General features: G+C 69.4%; 18 protein-coding genes and 1 pseudogene. 11 read left to right on the plus strand and 8 right to left on the minus strand.

All coding sequences use genetic code 11. The features are described 5' to 3' along the window. Positions 1-181 precede the first annotated feature (181 nt). The 6 genes from AB7V09_RS11205 (at position 182) to AB7V09_RS11230 (ending at position 6,508) form a co-directional block, all read left to right on the plus strand. A complete protein-coding gene (locus AB7V09_RS11205; protein WP_419143815.1) occupies positions 182-1,366 on the plus strand; it encodes an acetate/propionate family kinase in 1,185 nt (394 codons plus the stop codon). 250 nt (positions 1,367-1,616) lie between these two features. Further along, positions 1,617-2,669 (plus strand): ABC transporter ATP-binding protein, encoded by a 1,053-nt coding sequence (locus tag AB7V09_RS11210; RefSeq protein ID WP_419143837.1) that lies wholly within the window; start codon positions 1,617-1,619, stop codon positions 2,667-2,669. Beyond that, positions 2,666-3,577, plus strand: a complete 912-nt coding sequence (locus tag AB7V09_RS11215; RefSeq protein ID WP_314176499.1) for an ABC transporter permease — start codon at positions 2,666-2,668, stop codon at positions 3,575-3,577. The genes AB7V09_RS11210 and AB7V09_RS11215 overlap by 4 nt, the downstream gene beginning before the upstream one ends. 155 nt (positions 3,578-3,732) lie before the next feature. Beyond that, on the plus strand, positions 3,733-4,467 hold the full coding sequence (locus AB7V09_RS11220; protein WP_311372834.1) for an ABC transporter permease: 735 nt from the start codon (positions 3,733-3,735) through the stop codon (positions 4,465-4,467). Continuing rightward, complete coding sequence (locus AB7V09_RS11225; RefSeq protein WP_419143816.1) at positions 4,464-5,786, plus strand: sensor histidine kinase; 1,323 nt, start codon at positions 4,464-4,466, stop codon at positions 5,784-5,786. Before AB7V09_RS11220 ends, AB7V09_RS11225 begins: the two co-directional genes overlap by 4 nt. After that, positions 5,783-6,508 carry a response regulator transcription factor gene (locus AB7V09_RS11230; RefSeq protein ID WP_419143817.1) on the plus strand — a complete coding sequence of 242 codons (726 nt, stop codon included), beginning with the start codon at positions 5,783-5,785 and terminating at the stop codon, positions 6,506-6,508. The genes AB7V09_RS11225 and AB7V09_RS11230 overlap by 4 nt, the downstream gene beginning before the upstream one ends. 18 nt (positions 6,509-6,526) lie before the next feature. Here AB7V09_RS11230 and AB7V09_RS11235 read toward each other — a convergent pair whose 3' ends face one another. Further along, positions 6,527-6,997, minus strand: coding sequence for a GtrA family protein (locus AB7V09_RS11235; protein ID WP_419143818.1), 471 nt, complete (start codon positions 6,995-6,997; stop codon positions 6,527-6,529). 121 nt (positions 6,998-7,118) lie between these two features. Further along, complete coding sequence (locus AB7V09_RS11240; RefSeq protein WP_419143819.1) at positions 7,119-7,685, minus strand: ribonuclease H family protein; 567 nt, start codon at positions 7,683-7,685, stop codon at positions 7,119-7,121. 230 nt (positions 7,686-7,915) lie between these two features. On the opposite strand from AB7V09_RS11240, the gene AB7V09_RS11245 reads away from it, so the two are divergent. From AB7V09_RS11245 to AB7V09_RS11255, 3 genes and pseudogenes are all read left to right on the plus strand, one after another. Then, a complete protein-coding gene (locus AB7V09_RS11245) occupies positions 7,916-9,658 on the plus strand; it encodes a sodium:solute symporter family protein (RefSeq protein WP_075254225.1) in 1,743 nt (580 codons plus the stop codon). A gap of 30 nt (positions 9,659-9,688) precedes the next feature. After that, the gene (locus AB7V09_RS11250) at positions 9,689-9,919 is read left to right on the plus strand and encodes a hypothetical protein (RefSeq protein ID WP_075254226.1); all 231 of its coding nucleotides are present in this window, start codon (positions 9,689-9,691) and stop codon (positions 9,917-9,919) included. 241 nt (positions 9,920-10,160) lie between these two features. Further along, positions 10,161-11,728 (plus strand): annotated as a pseudogene (locus AB7V09_RS11255) (IS1634 family transposase). Positions 11,729-11,772: 44 nt separating this feature from the next. On the opposite strand, the gene AB7V09_RS11260 reads toward AB7V09_RS11255, so the two are convergent. From AB7V09_RS11260 to AB7V09_RS11270, 3 genes are all read right to left on the minus strand, one after another. Beyond that, a complete protein-coding gene (locus AB7V09_RS11260) occupies positions 11,773-12,666 on the minus strand; it encodes a GRP family sugar transporter (RefSeq protein WP_279012241.1) in 894 nt (297 codons plus the stop codon). A 100-nt stretch (positions 12,667-12,766) separates the two neighbouring features. Next, entirely contained in the window at positions 12,767-13,033 is a 267-nt protein-coding gene (locus AB7V09_RS11265; RefSeq protein WP_010614584.1) for an HPr family phosphocarrier protein, read from the minus strand. A gap of 166 nt (positions 13,034-13,199) precedes the next feature. Continuing rightward, complete coding sequence (locus AB7V09_RS11270; protein WP_060956634.1) at positions 13,200-14,324, minus strand: GuaB3 family IMP dehydrogenase-related protein; 1,125 nt, start codon at positions 14,322-14,324, stop codon at positions 13,200-13,202. A gap of 138 nt (positions 14,325-14,462) precedes the next feature. On the opposite strand from AB7V09_RS11270, the gene AB7V09_RS11275 reads away from it, so the two are divergent. After that, positions 14,463-15,245, plus strand: a complete 783-nt coding sequence (locus AB7V09_RS11275) for an exonuclease domain-containing protein (RefSeq protein ID WP_060956635.1) — start codon at positions 14,463-14,465, stop codon at positions 15,243-15,245. Positions 15,246-15,376: 131 nt separating this feature from the next. On the opposite strand, the gene guaB is transcribed toward AB7V09_RS11275, so the two are convergent. Further along, positions 15,377-16,939, minus strand: coding sequence for an IMP dehydrogenase (gene guaB, locus AB7V09_RS11280; RefSeq protein WP_236750203.1), 1,563 nt, complete (start codon positions 16,937-16,939; stop codon positions 15,377-15,379). A gap of 378 nt (positions 16,940-17,317) precedes the next feature. On the opposite strand from guaB, the gene AB7V09_RS11285 reads away from it, so the two are divergent. Further along, positions 17,318-17,620 (plus strand): WhiB family transcriptional regulator, encoded by a 303-nt coding sequence (locus AB7V09_RS11285; RefSeq protein WP_010614579.1) that lies wholly within the window; start codon positions 17,318-17,320, stop codon positions 17,618-17,620. A gap of 177 nt (positions 17,621-17,797) precedes the next feature. Here AB7V09_RS11285 and groES read toward each other — a convergent pair whose 3' ends face one another. Together groES and AB7V09_RS11295 are read right to left on the minus strand one after the other, a co-directional pair. After that, the gene (groES, locus tag AB7V09_RS11290) at positions 17,798-18,094 is read right to left on the minus strand and encodes a co-chaperone GroES (protein WP_003789398.1); all 297 of its coding nucleotides are present in this window, start codon (positions 18,092-18,094) and stop codon (positions 17,798-17,800) included. A gap of 250 nt (positions 18,095-18,344) precedes the next feature. Then, on the minus strand, positions 18,345-19,004 hold the full coding sequence (locus AB7V09_RS11295; RefSeq protein WP_419143820.1) for a SanA/YdcF family protein: 660 nt from the start codon (positions 19,002-19,004) through the stop codon (positions 18,345-18,347). Positions 19,005-19,122 lie beyond the last annotated feature (118 nt).

Consider the following 19,122-nt stretch of genomic DNA (forward strand, 5'->3'; position numbering starts at 1 on the left):
CCCCCCCCCCCCCCCCCCCCCCCCCCCCCCCCCCCCCCCCCCCCCCCCCCCCCCCCCCCCCCCCCCCCCCCCCCTCCTCCCCCCCCCCCCCCCCCCCCCCCCGCTGAAGCCCACCCGGGATCCCGCATCAGTCATCCAGTCATCCCCGCGTTCATCCCCGACCGTTCTTGAAAGGCACCCCGTGACTCAGCGCACCGTCCTCGTTATCAACTCCGGCTCCTCCTCCATCAAGTACCAGCTGGTCGACCCCGACTCGGGCGCCTCGCTCGCCTCGGGCCTGGTGGAGCGCATCGGTGAGGAGACCGGCGCCATCACCCACAAGCACGGCGAGGAGCGCACCGAGATCACGGAGCCGGTCCCCGACCACGGCTACGGCCTGTCCGAGGTGCTGCGCCTGTTCGAGGAGCAGGGCCCCTCGCTGGCCGACGCCCACATCGTGGCCGTGGGCCACCGGGTCGTCCAGGGCGGGCGCTACTTCTCCGGCCCGGCTCTCATCGACGACGACGTCGTGGCCCGGATCGAGCAGCTCGTGCCGCTGGGCCCGCTGCACAACCCCGCCCACCTCAAGGGCATCGAGGTGGGGCGCCGCCTCCTGTCCGACGTGCCGCACGTGGCCGTCTTCGACACCGCCTTCTTCCAGGACCTGCCCGAGGAGGCCGCCCGCTACGCCCTGGACCGCGAGGTCGCCGACACCTACTCCATCCGCCGCTACGGGGCTCACGGCACCAGCCACCAGTTCGTCTCCGGGGCGGTCTCCGAGTTCCTGGGGCGCGACGACCTCAAGCAGGTCGTCCTGCACCTGGGCAACGGGGCCTCGGCCTCGGCGGTCGTGGCCGGGCACGCCGTGGACACCTCCATGGGCCTGACCCCGCTGGAGGGCCTGGTCATGGGCGGGCGCACCGGCGACATCGACCCGGCCGCCGTCTTCCACCTGGCACGCGTGGCCGGCATGTCCATCGACGAGATCGACCACCTGTTCAACCGCGGCTCGGGCATGAAGGGCCTGGCCGGGGACAACGACATGCGCGAGGTGTGGAAGCGCATCGGCGCCGGTGAGCAGGAGGCCCGCGAGGCCATGGACATCTACCTGCACCGGCTCGTGAAGTACGTGGGCGCCTACACCGCCGTCATGGGTGGTCTGGACGCCCTGACCTTCACCGCCGGCATCGGCGAGAACGACGCGAACCTGCGCCGTGAGCTCGGCGAGCGCCTGGGCTTCATGGGTGTCACGATCAACCAGGGGGTCAACGAGACCCGCTCCGACGAGCCGCGCGTCATCTCCACCCCGGACTCGAAGGTCACCGTGCTCGTGGTGCCCACCAACGAGGAGCTCGCCATCGCACGCCAGGCGCTCACCCTCATCTGAGCCGCTCCCGGAAGTGCGCACAGGAATCTGACGCCCAGCACTGCCGGGCCAGGACGATCACGCGGTGCCGCAGCCGCCCCACCAGGGGAGGCTGCGGCACCGTCGTCGTCCCCCAAGGGGGACAAACCGGCCGACGGCGGTGCGCGCGCGAGGCCCCGGGGGCTTCCATGGAGTCATGAGCAACGCACCTGTCACCAGCACACCAAGACCCCCCGCCCCTCCAACAACGCCCCTGCACCAGACCGCAGCCATGAACGGGGGCACACCTGTCCCCGCACCGGCTCGGCAACCGGCCGCGCCCTTCGTTCCGGCCACGGCCTCCCCAGCAGCACTCGGCGCCGTGCCCGCCCCAGCAGCACCCTCCGAGGGGCTCGTCGTGGTCACTGAGGGACTGACCCGCACCTACAACGGTGTCAACGCTGTCGACGGCTTGAACCTGTCCGTGCCCGCCGGCGGCATCTACGGCTTCCTGGGCCCTAACGGCGCCGGCAAGTCCACCACGATGAAGCTCCTGCTGGGACTGACCCGCCCGACGTCGGGCAGCATGAGCGTCCTGGGACGGCCGGTCAGCCAGCGCCACCCCCTGCCGCCGGGAACCATCGGCTCCCTCATCGAGGGCCCCTCCTACTACCCGAGCCTGACCGGCAAGGAGAACCTGGCCATGGTGGCCTCCTACCTGGGGCTGGCCTCCAACCGCGTCCAGCACGCCCTGGCCACCGTCAACCTCGTCGGGCAGGAGAACAAGCAGGTCAAGCACTACTCCATGGGCATGAAGCAGCGCTTGGGACTGGCCATGGCGCTGCTGTCGAACCCGGCCCTCATGCTCCTGGACGAGCCGACCAACGGGCTCGACCCCGCCGGGGTGGCCGAGATCCGCCAGCTCATCGTCACCCTGGCCCGTCAGGAGGGCGTGACGATCATCGTCTCCTCCCACATCCTGTCGGAGATCGAGCAGATGGCCGACACCGTCGGCATCATCTGCGCCGGACGCCTGCGCTATCAGGGCACCCTGGCCGGGCTGCGCGACGAGGGGGTCATCGAGCTGCTCGTCTCCGAGCCCGCGGCCGTCGCCGCGCTCCTGACCTCCCTCGGGGTGACCCACGAGGTGCGGGACGGCGCCGTGCGCACCCCCATGATGCCCGACGACGTCGTCGGCGAGCTCATCACCCGCATCGTCTCCTCCGGGACGACCGTCTACCGGGTCCAGACCGTGCGCAAGACCCTCGAGCAGGCCTTCCTGGAGCTGACCGAGCCGGTCCTGGCCGCCCAGCCGCCCCTCGCCTCTCAGGAGATGAACCGATGAGCACCCCAGTGAGTACAGCGGGCCCGGCGGCCACCACGGCCGCGCAGCCAACACCACCGACACAGCACCTGACACAGCCCCCGACGCGACCGGCGGCGCCGCGCGCACTCCCCATCTCTCCGCTGAGCAGGGCGTGGACCACCCTGGCCCTCGAGCTGGGCAAGCTGCGCCGCAAGCGCTACTGGCTCATCGCCGCCAGCGCCACCGCCGTGTGCCTGGCATGGTGCAGCATGCTCATTACCCATCGGGCGAGCGGCCCGGTTGCCGCACGCCACGCCACGCTCGCCCTGGATGAGTTCATCCAGATCATCGCCTTCCTCATGCCCCTCATCACCGCGGTCCTGGCCTCGCGCATCGTCACCGTGGACACCGAGGAGCGCATGGGGCAGCTGATGACGGCGCTGGGGCAGAGCGCCCTGACCCGCTACCGGGGCAAGCTGGTCATCGTGATTCTCACGGTCCTGTGCATGGAGACGGCCCTCTTCACACTTGTCACCGTGCTGGCCGGCCCGATCGGGCTAACCGTCACCGACTCCTACTGGCGCACGCTGCCCCCTGCCCTAGTGGTGGTGGCATGCTCAACGCTGGCCATCTCCGCGGTCCAGCTGACGCTGTCCACCTGCTTCGACAAGCAGGGCATCGGCCTGGGGGTGGCGGCCGTCGGCGGTCTCATCGCCGAGAGCCTGCCCTACGCCTACCTCGGGAAGTTCTCATGGCTGCTGCCCTGGGGCATCGTTCCGGCCGCCACCCCCATTGACACGGTCGCCTCCTACAAGTCCATGCGGGAAATCGGCGACATGACACTCGCGTCCCAGCCGTGGACCCTGGCGGCGCTCGCCGCGCTGGTCGCGGTCGGGTGGACCGTCGCCGCCCACCTCGTTATCGTCCACCAGGAGAATCACCGATGAGCACCACCGCACCAGTCACACGTTCCACGGCAGGCCGGCCCCTCCGGCCCGCTCAGCACCCGTCAACGCTCCCCGGTCCCTCCGGCCCATCCACGACGCCGCAACCGACTATCCTGAGCCGGTCTGCTCCACCCGCTCCCCAGTCCCGCCCGTCGGTGCGAGCCGCCTGGTACTGGGAGAACCGCAAGGCCCCCAACCGGTGGTACTGGGTCGCCGTCACCATCCTGTGCTCCCTGGGCTCCCTGTCCGGCTACCTGCAGTACCGCAGCTACCGCAGCCAGTTCGAGGCTCAGGGCGCCACCTGGGAGATCACGTGGTCCCAGTCCACGCTCCTGCTCTCGATGCTGTTCCTGCCGCTGGCGCTGGGTGCCTTCGCCGCGCAGATCGCCAGCAGTGAGCACCAGGGAAGAAACTGGCAGAGAATGAGCGCCAACGGGCTGGAGACCGCCATGGTTGCGGGCAAGCTGCTGCACGGGCTCCAGGTCGCGGCTCTCACCACCGCGGTCCTGGCCCTGACCACCGCGGTGACGGGCCTCGCCCTGGGCTTCAACCTGGTGGGTCTGGTCGCCTACCTGCCGCGCTTCGCCGTCGTCGCGCTGGGAATGTGGGTCATCCTCACCTTCGTCACGTGGCTGGGCGCGGTCATGACGTCCTTCGCCACCACGATGTCCACGGTGCTGCTGAGCACCATTGCGGGGATGGCGATGCTTCTCGCGGCCCGACCGCTGAGTGTCCTCAACCCCGCAGCCTCACTGACCCGAACCACGTCCGCTATGAGCCCGGGCAACGTGGCCTCACCGGGCGCCGCAGCATTCGAGGGCGTCATCTGCCTGGTGTGGGTGGCCCTGCTGGCCCTGGCTCTGCGCCGCGCAGTGAGGCGACAGTCATGAGCCACGTTCCCGCAGTGCCCGAGCCGGCACACGTCTCCCGGGTCCCACGGACCCTCCTGGACCGGGTGGCTCAGTGGTGGCGCACCAGCGCCCTGACCCTGTGGGCGGTGGCCGGGGCCGCGGGCCTCTTCCAGCTGATGGTGCTGAACGTGGCCTCGTACACCTACCCGCACCTGCCCCTGCGAGGCTGGGTGATCGTCGCCCTGCTGCTCGCCGCTTCACTGGTGGCCCGACGCCTCTGGCCCCTCGCCGTCGTCATTGTCACGAGCCTGGCCTCGGGCGCCGTCGACCTGTGGGGGCCGCGCGGCGGACTCAACCTGCTGTCCATGCTGGCCCTCTACGCCCTGCTCGTCACCGCCTCCACCCGTGACCGACTCATCGGCTTCAGCATCAGCACACTGTGCACCCTCGTCCCCACGGCACTGGCCAAGTGGCCGCAGGTGAGCACGTTGAGCCCGGGAATCCTCATCCTGGTCCTCGTGCTCGCGGTGGCCTCGATCTCCCGCTCACGCCGGGAGGCCCTGGAACACGGGGACGCCCAGCTGGCAGCACAGTCCGCCGAACATCGGCTGGTCGCCCAGCGCGACGCCGCCCGCCACCAGGCCCGGGTGGCGGCCGAGCTCCACGACTCCGTGGGCCACGCCCTGACCGCGATCATCGCCCTGTCCGAGGGGATGCAGGGGGCCGGCGGCAGCCCACAGACAGATGAGGCCATTGGCATGATGAACGCCCTGGCCCGCGAGGGTCTGGCCGACACCCGACGCGCCGTCGCCTCACTCCAGACGGCACCGGGCCCCTCCCCCGACGACGCCGAGACCACCGATCCCCTCACCGGCCGGGTCTTGGAGGGCCCGCAGTCCCCCTCGGGCGCAGCCGGCTGGGACCGGCTCGACGACCTGCTGACCACGGTGAGAGCCACCGGCATCAGTGCGGCCCTCACCGAGACCGGCAAGCGCCCCCTCGACGCATCTTGCAGTCAGGCCCTCGGGGAGGTCGTCTATGTCGTCGTCCGGGAGGCCCTGACCAATGTCATGCGCCACGCAGAGGGCGCCACGCGCGTCGTCGTCTCCCTGGACCATGACCAGGCCTCCACGCGGATCACCGTGTCCGACGACGGTCGCGCCGCTCAGCCAGGCACCGCAGACGGCTCCCCGGGCTCGTCTCAGGCACCGGCGGCGGCCGGCCACGGGCTGGCCAACTTGGCTGCCGCGGTCGGTGAGCACGGCGGCACGTTGTCCGCCGGCCCCACAGCCGATGAGGGCGCATCCGGGTGGGTACTGCGCGCCCTCGTCCCCTTCCCGGAAGGTGTATCACGGTGAGTCCATCCGTCCCCTCCGGGTCAGGCACTGCTAGCTCAGCGAGCGACCTCAGGCCGATCACGGTGATGATCGTCGATGACCAGCGAGCCACCCGCATGGGTCTGTCCCTCATCATCAACCGGGCCGACGACCTGCGGGTCACGGCCGAGGCCGTCCACGGTCAGGACGCCCTCGACCAGCTCGCCGCCCTGCTTGAGGAGCGCCGGCCGCTTCCCGACGTCGTCCTCATGGACGTGCGCATGCCGGTGCTCAACGGGATCGATGCCACGGCCCGCATCTGCCAGCTCTACCCCTCGATCCGGGTCCTGGTGCTGACCACTTACGACCAGGACGAGTTCGCCTTCGGGGCGCTGTCGGCCGGCGCCTCAGGGTTCCTGCTCAAAGACACCCGCACGGCCGACCTCCACCAGGCGCTGCGGGCGGTCAGCTCCGGGGACGCGATCCTCACTCCGCGCATCACCCGCGAGCTGCTCAACCGGCACATGCTCAGCCCCGTGGCCTCACCCCGTCAGCGCGCGGCACGCCAGCGCCTCGACGATCTCAGCCCCCGCGAGCGCGAGGTGGCGGACCTGGTGGCCCAGGGGCTGACGAACGCGGAGATCGCTCAGCGCCTCGTCCTGGCCCCGGACTCGGTCAAGAAGAACGTCACCCGGATCCTGACCAAGCTGGACCTGCGCGACCGGGTCCAGCTCGTCATCCTCATGCGCGACGCCCAGTCCTGAGCCTCCATCCCCGTCCCCTCAGGCCGCAGTGGCCAGAGCCGGCTGCTGCGCCGGGGAGCGGTAGACGAGGCGGGACTGGGCCAGGTAGTTGACGATGAAGAGCGTGGAGTCCACAAGCACCTTGGCCAGCCACAGGGGCGCGCCGGCGCCGGTGAGGACCGAGATGCCGGCGTAGGAGGTCGCCGCGACCCCGCCCTGGACCGCCGCATAGCCGCCGGCCGAGCGCCAGAAGGTCTCCGGGCCGGCCCCGAACAGGCGCCGATTGAGCAGGAAGCCCAGGGTGCAGGAGACGATCCGGGCTCCGAGGACGGCGTAGAGGACCGAGTCGGTCAGCGAGTTGAGGATGAGGACCAGCGCGTAGTCGACGCTCCAGCCGGTGAAGGACACGGCGGCGAAGAGGACGACCGTGGGGATGCGGCGGCGCAGGCCGGCCAGGCGGCTCAGGATCGTCGGGCGGGAGGCGGGGAGGGCGGGGCTCGTCGTCGTCATGGCAGTAAGCCTCGCGGGAGGCCTTATGCCACGTGTTTGACGGACCTGTGCCGTTTCTGTGAGAGACGCTCACCGGGGTCCTGCAGATGCTGCACCCCGATCCTCAGCCTTTCCTCAGCTCTCAGAACAGGGCGTCGGCCTGCGGCGCAGCGGGGGTGCTCGACGACGTCGCACCAGGCGCCTGCTGCGCCTCCCGGTTCCCCGGGGCCCGGCCGCCGCGGGTCCAGCCCGGCCCCGCGGGCACCGGGCGGCCCTGCTGGAAGGCGGTGGCGGCGCCGCGGGCCCGGGAGTCGGCGGCCTCGTTCATGGGGTGACCGACATGCCCGCGCACCCACTCGAAGCGCACGGTGCGGCCCGCGAGCGCAGCGTCGAGGTCCTTGACGAGGTCGGCGTTGAGGACGGGCTTGCCGTCGGCCTTGCGCCAGCCGCGCTTCTTCCAGCCGTGGCGCCACTTGGTCAGGGAGTTGATGACGTACTGGGAGTCGCACTGGATGAGGAGCTCCTCGCCGGCGAGCCCGGCGGCCTCGGTGGCCCGCAGGAGCTCCAGGACGGCGGTGAGCTCGCCGCGGTTGTTGGTCGAGCTCTCCCAGCCCCCGGCGGCCCAGCAGTCATCGTCCACGTACCAGGCCCAGCCGGCCGGTCCCGGGTTGCCCAGGGAGGAGCCGTCGGCAGCAGCAGTCAGCGTCATGGAGGGCACTCTACCCACCGCGGGCCCACCGGCCGGTCACCCGTCCTCGTCCGCCGTGCTCACGTACCGGTGCGCCTGGCTGGACACGCACCCCACTCAGCGAACTCGCACGATCTTCCCTGGCGTGCAGCCAGCCGCAAAAGCCCTGCTCAGGACGGACTGTGTTAGCCTGCCGGGCGGGCATGAACGACCCTGCCCATGTGAACACTTATCCCTTGAGAGGTACACCGATGTCCTCCACGCTGAACGCTTTATCAGCCTCGTCAGCGTCACCCGGCACACTCATCGCCGCACGCTGGTACGACTACATCCCCATCGCGATCTACTTCGCCTTCGTCATCGGCGTCGGGCTCATCGCCCGCGCCAAGGCGGCCACGGCCGATGGCTTCCTCACCTCGGGCCGCTCCCTGCCGGCCTGGGTGACGGGTATCGCCTTCGTCTCGGCGAACCTCGGCGCCGTCGAGATCATGGGTATGTCGGCCAACGGCGCCGAGTACGGCATGCCGACCTTCCACTACTTCTGGATCGGCGCGGTCCCGGCCATGATCTTCCTGGGTCTGGTCATGATGCCCTTCTACTACGGCTCCAAGGTGCGCTCGGTGCCCGAGTTCATGCTCAAGCGCTACGGCACCGCCGCACACCTGGTCAACGCGCTCAGCTTCGCCCTGGCCCAGCTGCTCATCGCCGGTATCAACCTGTACCTGCTGGGCAAGATCATGAACTGGCTGCTGGGCTGGCCCCTGTGGGTGGGGCTCATCGTGGCCGCCGTCATCGTCTTCTCCTACATCACCATGGGTGGGCTCTCCGCGGCGATCTACAACGAAGTCCTCCAGTTCTTCGTCATCGTGGCGGCCCTGCTGCCCCTGACCCTCATCGGCCTGCACCGCGTGGGCGGCTGGCACGGCCTGACCAGCAAGATCACTGCCGCTGCCACGGCCGCCCACCCCGACGACGCCGGCGAGGCAGCCAAGGTCGCGGCTCAGCAGCTGCACTCCTGGCCCGGCAACTCGATCTCCGGCTTCGACTCCAACCTGCTGTCCGTCATCGGCCTGGTCTTCGGTCTGGGCTTCGTGCTGTCCTTCGGCTACTGGACGACGAACTTCGTCGAGGTGCAGCGGGCCATGGCCTCGGACTCGATCTCCTCGGCCCAGTCGACCCCGATCATCGGCACCTTCGTCAAGATGTTCGTGCCCTTCCTCGTCATCGTCCCGGGCATGGTCGCCGGCGTCATGGTCTCGGAGATCCAACAGCTCAAGGCAGATTCCAAAGCTGGATACCAGTTCAACGACGCGGTCCTCTACCTCATGCGCGACCTGCTGCCCAACGGTCTGCTGGGGCTGGCGATCACGGGTCTACTGGCCTCCTTCATGGCGGGCATGGCGGCGAACATCTCCGCCTTCAACACCGTGTGGGGCGTGGACATCTACCAGCACTACATCAAGAAGAACGCCGACGACGCCCACTACCTCATGGTCGGCAAGCTCTCGACCCTGACGGCCTCCGTGGTCGCGATCCTCACCGCGATCATCGCGTCGAGCTACTCCAACCTCATGGACTACCTCCAGACGCTGTTCTCGATGTTCAACGCTCCCCTGTTCGCGACCTTCATCATCGGGATGTTCTGGAAGCGGGCCACCCCGCACGCCGGTTGGATCGGCCTCATCAGCGGAACCCTGGGCGCCCTAGGGGTCAACATCCTCATCTGGACCAAGCACCTGGTCATGCCGGGGCAGGGCGGCGCCTTTCTGGCGGCGGGAGTGGCCTTCACGGTCGACGTCGTCATCACGGTGCTGGTCTCCATGGCCACTGCACCCAAGCCCGACTCCGAGCTCAAGGGCTTCGTCTACGCCCTGACCCCCAAGAGCGAGCGCACCGACCCGCACCTGCACGAGCTGCCCTGGTACCGCCGTCCGATCCCGCTGGGGATCATCGCCGGGGTCCTGGTCATCGTACTCAACAGCATCTTCCACTAGTCCGGCCCGGACACACGAAGGAGAACACTCATGAGCAATCGTTCACTCACGGACATCCGGGCGGTCATCACCGGGGCTCTGGGGCTCATCGGCCTCTACCTGGTGGTGTGCTCGGTCCTGTTCAACAGCGCCGAGGAGATGAGCAAGACCGGCGGCATCAACGCCAACCTGTGGTCGGGCCTGGGCCTGCTGGCCATCGCCGCGGGCATGGGCCTGTGGTGGTGGATCAAGCCGAATCCCTCCGGGGGCGAGCAGGACTGATACTGGTCGGGCCCGCACTGGGCCCACACCGGTGAAGGCCTCCCGCCCATCACCTCCCATTCGATCGACGGCGCCGCCGCAGCCCCGCGCTGCGACGACGCCGTCGTCGTGACCGCGCACGGGCTTCAGACCTGAGTTGCACAGGTTGGGGTGGTTTGTGTTTCAGAGTGGGGTTTTTCGTTGGGATTGTGGGGGTGTGGTGGTCGTTTCGGGGCACTAAGGCGGCGGTAGGATCTGGTGGGTGAGTCCGTACCTGCGTCAGGTCAAGACAGCCTCGGGGGCCACGGCCGTGCAGGTCGTGGCCAAGGACCATGGTGTGCGCCGGATCGTGGAGCACCTGGGGTCGGCCCATGACGAGGCTGAGCTGGCTGCGCTGATGCGTCTGGGGCGCCAGCGGCTCCTGGCCGGCCAGCAGGTCCTGGACCTGGGGCCGGCACTCAACGACGACGCTGACGAGGTGGGTGGTCAGGCACCCGGTAACGGTGGTGCGGTGCGAAGGCCGCAGATCATCTCGCGCAGGTCGGGCTGGCCGATCGAGGCCATCCGTTCGGCCTACAGGCGTCTGGGGCTGGGTGAGGCGGTCGGGGGTGACCAGGCCTTTGAGCAGATGGTCGCCGCTCGTCTGATCGAGCCGACCTCCAAGGCCGACACTCCCCGGGTCCTGTCCGAGATCGGCTGGCCGGCCCCGGCTCACCGCAACACCCTGTACGCGTCCCTGGGCCGCTGCATCGAGCGGGGCTACCGCCAGGCGATCTCTGGGGCCTTGTTCGAGCACGTCACCGCCAGTGGGGGGGCTGGCCCTGTGCCTGCAGGCGTGACCACGCTCTACTTCGAGGCCGAGCGTGAGGACGACCTGCGGCGGGTCGGCTACTCCAAAGAGCGGAGGGTCGACCCCCAGATCATCGTCGGCCTGCTGGTCGACCGCCGTGGTTTCCCCCTCCAGGTCGGCTGCTGGGAAGGAAGTAGGGCCGAGACCACCACGATCATCCCCATCGTGGAGGCCTTCCAGGCCGCCCACGGCATCACCGACCTCGTCATCGTCAACGGGCGCCGGCATGCTCTCAGCGACCAACCTCGCGGCCCTGGACAAGGCGCACCTACGTTTCATTGTCGGGGCCCGCCAGGTCCGGGCCCCAGGCGACCTGGAGGCCCACTTCCACTGGGAAGGTGACGCCTTCACCGATGGGCAGCTCATTGACACCATCACCCCCAAGAAAGGCTCCAGGAGCCAGCGCGACGTCAGCAAGCGTCGTGAGCCCGTCTGGGACCCGCACACCCACCCGGGCTCATGGAGGGCCATCTGGGCCTACTCCAAGAAGCGCGCCGCCAGGGACAACCAGACCCTGACCGCCCAGGCCAACCGCGCCCGGGCCATCCGTCGCCGGCGAGAGACGTCCCAAGGGCACGCGTTTTGTCACCACCCACGCCGGTGACACCACCCTGGACGAGGCCTCCCTGGCCAGGGCCCGTTCCCTGGTGGAACTCAAGGGCTACGCCACCTTTCGTTCCGTCCCGCCTGATGGGCGCCGGTGAGGTGGTCTCCTCGTATCACGAGCTGTGGCACGCCCGGGCAGTCCTTCGCCGATGAGCAAGCACGACCTGAGAGCCCGCCCGGTCTTCCACCACACCCGCGATGCCATCGAGGCGCACCTGACCGTGGTCATGGCCGCCCTGGCCATCGCCCGACACCTCCAGGACACCACCGGGATCAGCATCAACCTCAACGGCCACCACCTCACCGCCGCCGACCCCCTGACCCCCGAAGCCGAAGAAATCCTCACCGCCCTGAGCATCCCAACAGGGCACTAAAAACTGTGCAACTCAGGTCAGAAGATCCGCCTCCAGAGCACCGGCTACTGTGAGGGGGACGCGCCGGTGTCCATGCCGGTCGCCAGCCCCATGAGGACCAGGCCGACGACGGCTGCCGCGACGCCGGCGGCCACCGCCGTGCGTTCCCGCCCGGTGCGCTCCTCCCCCAGGATGGTCAGTCCACCGAGGGTGGCCAGGACGAAGCCGAGCTGGGAGAGGGTGAAGCCGGAGGCCACCCCAACGGCCGCCGTCGAGCGCAGCATGAGGGCGTTACCGACCGCCCACAGGCCCCCGGCGAGCGCGGCCGGAACGATCCTCGGGCCTCGTAGGGGCGCGCGCCGCGGCTGGATAAGGGCGCACAGTCCGGCACCAGCCAGCAGTCCCAGCCCCATGGGGCCGACGGCGTGGGCCGGGGGTACCTCGACGGCGCGCAGCAGCGAGGGGTAGGAGCCGTAGAGGACGGCTGAGGCGGCGGTGGCCAGCAGACCGTCACGTCGCTGCGCGGCCGTGGGACCGGGGCCGGTGCGCTCCTGCCAGGAGCAGGCGGCGGCGCCGAGCATGATGAGCGCGAGCGCCACCATCCCCAGGATCAGGGCCCCGGGAGCGCGCCACTCACCGAAGAGGCTCACGCCCAGGGTGGCGTTGAGCAGGAGCTGGAGGGCGGTGGTCAGAGGCATGGTGCGACTGACGCCCCAGGCGCGGAAGGCCCACAGGACGAAGACCTGCCCGCCGGTCCACATGAGTCCGCAGGCCACGCCCCACACGGTGGCGCTCAGGGACCAGGGCGAGCCGAGCATGGCGGCGCATCCGAGCGAGACGGCTCCCGCTCCCACCATGACCGCGGTGTTCTGGCGGCGGATGTCGGTGGGGAAGGCTCCGAGAAGAAGGGAAAGTGCCCCGAACAGCAGGGAGGGCATGAGGGCGATGGCGATGCTCATGGCGGGTCCGCGGCGCTCTTCGTGGTAGGTGCGTGCCGGCGTCTCAACGCGGACGGGGCGCGCCCCGCAGTGGAGCGCGCCCCGTCGACTGGGTCTGTTCTCAGGCGTCCAGGTCGGTCTCCAGGAGGGCCTTGAGGTCCTCGAGGGCCGCCTCGGCGCCGTCGGCATCGGAGGCCAGGGTGACGACGTCGCCGAAGCCGGCGCCCAAGGTCATCACACCGAGGATGGAGGAGGCGTCAACCGCAGCGCCGCCCTCCTTGGCAATGGTGACCGGGACGCCCTTCTCGGCGACGGCCTTGACGAAGGTGGCAGCGGGACGGGCGTGCAGACCGACCTTGGAAGCGATGGTGGCGGTGACCTGGGCCATGTGAAGCTCCTTGTGACATGTGGGGGCTAACGGTGCGGGAACCGGATCGTGCCCCCGCACCGGTCTGAGCAGCGCAGCGGCTGCCGTCCCGGCCGAGACTACCCGAGATCACGGCTCTGTTGCACTGTTCCTCCCGTCAAAATCACGGTTTGCCGTGGAGGCGTCCTCAAGAACCGGTGTAGGGAGCCAGGACGACCTCGACCCGCTGGAGCTCCTTGACGTCCGCGTAGCCGGTGGTGGCCAGGGTGCGGCGCAGGGCGCCCATGAGGTTGAGCGTGCCGTCAGCGCGGTCGGAGGGGCCGTTGAGGATCTCGGCCATGGTGCCCACTGTGCCCACGTGGCTGCGGAAGCCCCGCGGCAGGCGCTCATGGCGGGCCTCGGCGCCCCAGTGGTAACCGCCGCCGGGAGCCTCCTCGGCCCGGGCCAGGGCGGCCCCGAGCATGACGGCGTCCGCGCCGCAGGCGATGGCCTTGACGACGTCGCCGGAGTTGCCCACCGAGCCGTCGGCAATGACATGGACGTAGCGGCCCCCGGACTCGTCGAGGTAGTCGCGCCGGGCCCCGGCGACGTCGGCCACGGCGGTGGCCATGGGCATGTGCAGCCCCAGGACCTGGCGCACGGAGGAGGAGGCGCCGCCACCCTGCCCCACGAGGACCCCGGCCGCGCCGGTGCGCATGAGGTGGAGGGCGGCGGTGTAGGTGGTCACCCCGCCGACCACCACGGGCACGTCGAGCTCGTAGATGAAGCGCTTGAGGTTGAGGGGCTCGACGGATCCGGAGACGTGCTCGGCCGACACGAAGGAGCCGCGGATGACCATGAGGTCCACACCCGCCTCGACCACGGTGCGCCAGTGACGCTGCGTCTGGGCGGGGCTGAGTCGCCCTGCCACGACGACGCCGGAGGCACGGATCTGGGTGAGCCGCTCAGTGATGAGCTCGGGCCTGACCGGGGCGCGGTAGACCTCCTGCAGGACGCTGGTGGCCCGGGACGGATCCGCCCGGCGGATGCGCTCGAGCGCCTCGGTGGGGTCCTCGTAGCGGGTCCACAACCCCTCCAGGTCCAGCACGCCGATCCCGCCCAGACGTCCCACCAGGATGGCGGTCTCGGGGCTCATCACCGAGTCCATGGGGGAGGCCATGACCGGCAGGTCCACGTGGTAGGCGTCGATCTGCCAGCCCACGCGCACCTCGGAGGTGTCCCGGGTGCGACGCGCCGGCACCAGGGCGATGTCGTCGAAGGAGTAGGCGCGCAGGGCACGCTTGGAGCGTCCGATCTCGACCTCTGTGCTCATGGCCCGATCCTAGTGGGGCCGGTCCGGTATCCACCGGAGCGACCGGCGGGGCGGCCACGCGCACGGGGGCACCGGACACAGGCCGAGGCGCACTGGCACCGGCGCATTGATGTCGCAGCCCGGTGGCATGCTGGCCCCATGAGCACCCCGCACTCCTTCTCCATGTCCGACGCCGCCACCCCCGTTCCCTCCGCCTGGCCCTTCGGCCCCCTGCTCGGCTTCGACACTGAGACCACCGGAGTGGACCCTTCCGGCGACCGTCTGGTCACGGCGGCGCTCGTCTGGCGGGCGGCTCCTCGGGCCGACGGCGTCCGGCCGCAGTCGGTGACCACGTGGCTCGCAGACCCCGGCGTGGAGATCCCCGAGGCCGCCGCCGCGGTCCACGGCGTGACCACCGAGCGGGCCCGCGCCGAGGGGCGGCCGGTGACCGAGGTGCTGGCAGAGGTCAGTGAGCACCTGGTGGAGGCGATGGCGGCCGGCACCCCGGTCGTCGCCTTCAACGCCTCCTACGACCTCACACTCATGGAGGCCGAGCTCGCTCGCCACGGGCTGCCCACGATGCGCTCTCGCCTTGGCCGAGAGCTGGGGCCCATCGCCGACCCGCTGGTCCTGGACCGGGCCGTGGACCGCTACCGCCGCGGCAAACGCCGCCTGGGCGACCTCTGCGAGGTCTACGGCGTGCACGTCGATGAGGCCCTGCACACCGCGGAGGTGGACGTGGCCGCCACACTCGATGTGCTCGAGGCCCTGGCCGCGGCCCACCCGCAGCTCTCAGAGCTCAGCCCCGATGAGCTCGTGGCCTACCAGGCCCGCGCCCACCGCACCTGGGCGGAGTCCTTCAACGAGTGGCTGGCGCGCAAGAACCCCTCGCGGACCCCGGCCCAGACCGCCTGGCCGCTGCCGGACTCCCCCACGCACTGAGCCCCTCCAAGCACCCCTGCCGCACAAACGGCAGGCACGCCCATACACAGGGAGCCGGCCGGATCACTCCGGCCGGCTCCCTGCGCGGCAACGTTCTGCTGAGCCTGTCTGGTCAGCTGGACTCCGACGTTTCAGACCCCGTCGCGGCCGGTGTAGTTGGGGGCCTCGACGGTCATCTTGACGTCGTGGGGGTGGGACTCCTTGAGACCGGCGCTCGTGATCCGCACGAACTGGCCGCGCTCCTTGAGCTCGGGGATCGTGCGCGCGCCCACGTAGAACATGGACTGGTGCAGCCCGCCCATGAGCTGGTAGACGACGTCGCCCAGCGCTCCGGAGTAGGGGACCTGCCCCTCAATGCCCTCGGGGACGATCTTGGAGTCCGAGGAGACGTCGGCCTGGAAGTAGCGGTCCTTGGAGTAGGAGGTGCGCCCGCGCGAGCTCATGGCGCCCAGTGAGCCCATGCCGCGGTAGCGCTTCCACTGCTTGCCGTTGACGAAGACGAGGTCGCCGGGAGACTCCGTGCAGCCCGCCAGCAGAGAGCCGAGCATGACCGTCTCCGCCCCGGCCACCAGGGCCTTGGCGATGTCACCGGAGTACTGCAGGCCGCCGTCGGCGATGAGGGGGACCCCGGCGGGCTTGCAGGCGCGAGCCGCCTCGTAGATGGCCGTCACCTGGGGCACACCCACGCCGGCGACGACGCGCGTGGTGCAGATCGAGCCCGGCCCCACCCCGACCTTGACGGCGTCGGCCCCGGCGTCGATGAGCGCCTGAGCCCCCTCACGGGTAGCGACGTTTCCGCCGATGACCTCGATGCCGCCGAAGGCGGAATCGGACTTGAGGCGGGAGATCATCTCCAGGGCCAGCTTGGCACCGCCGTTAGCGGTGTCGACGATGAGGACATCCACGCCGGCCTCAGCCAGGGCACTGGCACGCTCCCACGTGTCTCCCCAGTAGCCGACGGCGGCGCCCACCACGAGGCGCCCCTCGGCGTCCTTGGTGGCGTGGGGGTACTGCTCGGTCTTGACGAAGTCCTTGACGGTGATGAGACCGGTGAGGCGCCCCTCGGCATCGACCAGGGGCAGCTTCTCGATGCGGTGCTCAGCCAGGAGCGCCTTGGCGTCCTCCCGAGAGATGCCGGTCTCGCCGGTGATGAGGCGATCACGCGGCGTCATGCACTCGCGCACGGTCAGGCTCGCCCAGCGCTCCGGGGGGACGAAGCGCAGGTCGCGGTTGGTGATGATCCCCTGAAGGTTGCCTCCCGCATCGACGACGGGCAGGCCGGAAACCTTGTAGTGGCCGCAGAGCTCGTCGAGCTGGGCGATGGTGGCATCCGGTCCGACGGTCACGGGGTCGGTGACCATCCCGGACTCCGAGCGCTTGACGCGTCGCACCTGCTGGGCCTGGTCCTCGATGGACAGGTTGCGGTGGAGGATGCCGATACCACCTTGGCGAGCCATGGCAATGGCCATGTCCGACTCGGTGACCGTGTCCATCGCGGCCGAGAGCAGCGGGGTGGCCAGGCTGATCCTCGGGGTCAGTCTGGAGGTCGTATCGACCTCGGAGGGGATGACGTCGGTCAGCCTGGGCAGCAGGAGAACGTCGTCGTAAGTGAGTCCGGTGGGGGCAAAGACGTCAGGGCTGGTGATCGAGTCGCTCACGGGACCATCGTAGGACGTCCTGACCACCCTGTGCATATCCGCCAGCACCGGCCTGTCCACCCCACCAGCCACCGGCACCGACCCCCGACACCGAAGCGCCCGGCGGAGCAGAGCCGCCCCCTCGCCGAGGTGACGAGCGTCCCAGAAATAAAGCAACAATGAATGCGGAACGTTTCAGAAAAAAGATGCTCCTCAGACATACATCATTCACAAAACGTTTCTGCTATTCGAGCGCCATATTCTGGCGCACGTTTTCAGACAGTCAGAACGCAGACATCCAGCAAATCTGGAGAAAATTTCATTGTGAGATAGAATGATTCTTCTTGATAAACGCACCGCGCGATCTTATCGTTAGATATAGCGCACCACGTTCGGTGTGCCCGACCGCCATATCCAAAGGAGGGGAGGGAGGCAATGCACGACTCATCGCGTCTGCCCGGTCCGATCTCCACCCTCTGGGAGTGGCAGTACCGGGGGTCCTGCCTCGGCATGGACTCCTCGGTTTTCTTCCATCCCGAAGGAGAGAGAGGCGGTTCCCGTCGACGGCGGAACGAACGAGCAAAGGCCATTTGTCAGGACTGCCCCGTCCTGGAAGAGTGCCGGGACCACGCCCTGAGCACTCGCGAGCCCTATGGCGTCTGGGGAGGCATGAGCGAGGAGGAGCGGCGCGCTTACTACGAGCGGCAGGCACGCCGTTTCGCCGACGAACCGGCCTAACGCTCCGCCCTGTTTCAGGGAATCGACAGCACGGACGTTTCCAACTCACAACAATCGTCAAGACATGGCGCCTCCATACAGCAGGCACTGTGCGCACGCGTTGAAGGGGGAGGCACCCCAAGGTGCCTCCCCCTTCAACGTGCCGTGGCGCCAGTCGGCGCGCACGACCTCAACGGGTCACTTGGTGACGACCGCCAGGACGTCGCGCGCCGACAGGATGAGGTAGTCCTCACCGGCGTAGCTGACCTCGGTGCCCCCGTACTTGGAGTAGATGACGACGTCGCCCTCGGCGACGTCGACGGGCACGCGGTTGCCGGAGTCGTCAATGCGACCCGGGCCCACGGCCACGACCTTGCCCTCCTGGGGCTTCTCCTTGGCGGTGTCGGGGATGACCAGGCCGGATGCGGTGGTCTGCTCGGCCTCAGCGGTCTGGACGACGATACGGTCCTCGAGCGGCTTGATGGAGATCGACATTGGAGACCTCCTCCTTCTCTTCAACGTGCAGTAGAACGGCTTGTTCGCCCTCCCCAGACGTACCCGACCGCCGTCGCGGGGGTCGGTCCGGCACGATGCAGGAGTGCGAGTCGCAGAAGGTGCCCGCCCCGCGTCCCAGGACCGGGCAAGCACTCCGCTGCGCCTGACGGAGAATCTACGTCGGCGTTAGCACTCAGTCAACGCGAGTGCCAAAGCGTGGCGGCGGTTTCGCCGTGGGCGTCAGTCCTCGTCAGCGCCGGTGCTCCCGGGTCCAGGCGACAGCCTCCTTGACGCTCGTCTCCTGGCGCCCCAGGGTCGGGTCTCGTCGGGAGACGACATCGGCGACGGCCTTGATCGCCGCCGCTCGCTCGCGCGTCCAGCTGACCGCCCACCCGATGCGGTCGCTGCGGGCCCGGGAGTCTCCGACACCGTCAACGTCGAGTCCGACTGAGCGGCAGATGGCCACCGCGCGCGGCTCATGGAAGTCTTGGGTCACGAGCAGAGCCCGCTCGATCCCGAAGATCCTGCGTGCCCGCACGCAGGTGTCGTAGGTGTCGAAGCCCGCGTAGTCCACGGCGATCGCCTGCTCGGGGATCCCCCGGGAGAGGAGATAGCTGCGCATGACAGTGGGCTCGTCGTAGCCGGCGCGCCGGTTGTCCCCGGAGACCAGGATCGCCTCGACGCGGCCGCTGGTGTAGAGCTCGGCGGCGGCGTCGAGGCGGTGGGCCAGCCAGGGTGAGGGCTGCCCGTCGGCGTGAACCGCCGCCCCCAGGACGATCGCCACCGGTGCCCTGGCCGCCGCGCCGTCGCCGGATCCTTCACCGGCGATCTCGATGTGCCCGGCACTGACGGTCCACGCCCAGACACTGGCCCCGGCCGCCAAAAGGGCCGCGACCCCCATGACTGCCACACAGATTCGTACCAGTGGACGCAGAAGCGACCGGAGGTGTCCCACAGCGTCAGGCCCCTGGACTGGGGCTGTGCTCACGCCGTCGTCCTCGCGCCCTAAAGCGGCGCCAGTCCCCTGA

Source organism: Actinomyces sp. SKVG-SVH-4(1) (genome assembly GCF_048514265.1).
Classification (GTDB): Bacteria; Actinomycetota; Actinomycetes; order Actinomycetales; family Actinomycetaceae; genus Actinomyces; species Actinomyces oris.

Bases quoted from the DNA above. Each gene is read 5' to 3' on its own strand.
- AB7V09_RS11210 (WP_419143837.1), top strand. From the start codon at position 1,617: ATGAACGGGGGCACACCTGTCCCCGCACCGGCTCGGCAACCGGCCGCG.
- AB7V09_RS11215 (WP_314176499.1), top strand. From the start codon at position 2,666: ATGAGCACCCCAGTGAGTACAGCGGGCCCGGCGGCCACCACGGCCGCG.
- AB7V09_RS11225 (WP_419143816.1), top strand. From the start codon at position 4,464: ATGAGCCACGTTCCCGCAGTGCCCGAGCCGGCACACGTCTCCCGGGTC.
- AB7V09_RS11235 (WP_419143818.1), bottom strand. From the start codon at position 6,997: ATGACGACGACGAGCCCCGCCCTCCCCGCCTCCCGCCCGACGATCCTG.
- AB7V09_RS11240 (WP_419143819.1), bottom strand. From the start codon at position 7,685: ATGACGCTGACTGCTGCTGCCGACGGCTCCTCCCTGGGCAACCCGGGA.
- AB7V09_RS11245 (WP_075254225.1), top strand. From the start codon at position 7,916: ATGTCCTCCACGCTGAACGCTTTATCAGCCTCGTCAGCGTCACCCGGC.
- AB7V09_RS11250 (WP_075254226.1), top strand. From the start codon at position 9,689: ATGAGCAATCGTTCACTCACGGACATCCGGGCGGTCATCACCGGGGCT.
- AB7V09_RS11260 (WP_279012241.1), bottom strand. From the start codon at position 12,666: ATGAGCATCGCCATCGCCCTCATGCCCTCCCTGCTGTTCGGGGCACTT.
- AB7V09_RS11265 (WP_010614584.1), bottom strand. From the start codon at position 13,033: ATGGCCCAGGTCACCGCCACCATCGCTTCCAAGGTCGGTCTGCACGCC.
- AB7V09_RS11270 (WP_060956634.1), bottom strand. From the start codon at position 14,324: ATGAGCACAGAGGTCGAGATCGGACGCTCCAAGCGTGCCCTGCGCGCC.
- AB7V09_RS11275 (WP_060956635.1), top strand. From the start codon at position 14,463: ATGAGCACCCCGCACTCCTTCTCCATGTCCGACGCCGCCACCCCCGTT.
- guaB (WP_236750203.1), bottom strand. From the start codon at position 16,939: ATGCACAGGGTGGTCAGGACGTCCTACGATGGTCCCGTGAGCGACTCG.
- AB7V09_RS11285 (WP_010614579.1), top strand. From the start codon at position 17,318: ATGCACGACTCATCGCGTCTGCCCGGTCCGATCTCCACCCTCTGGGAG.
- groES (WP_003789398.1), bottom strand. From the start codon at position 18,094: ATGTCGATCTCCATCAAGCCGCTCGAGGACCGTATCGTCGTCCAGACC.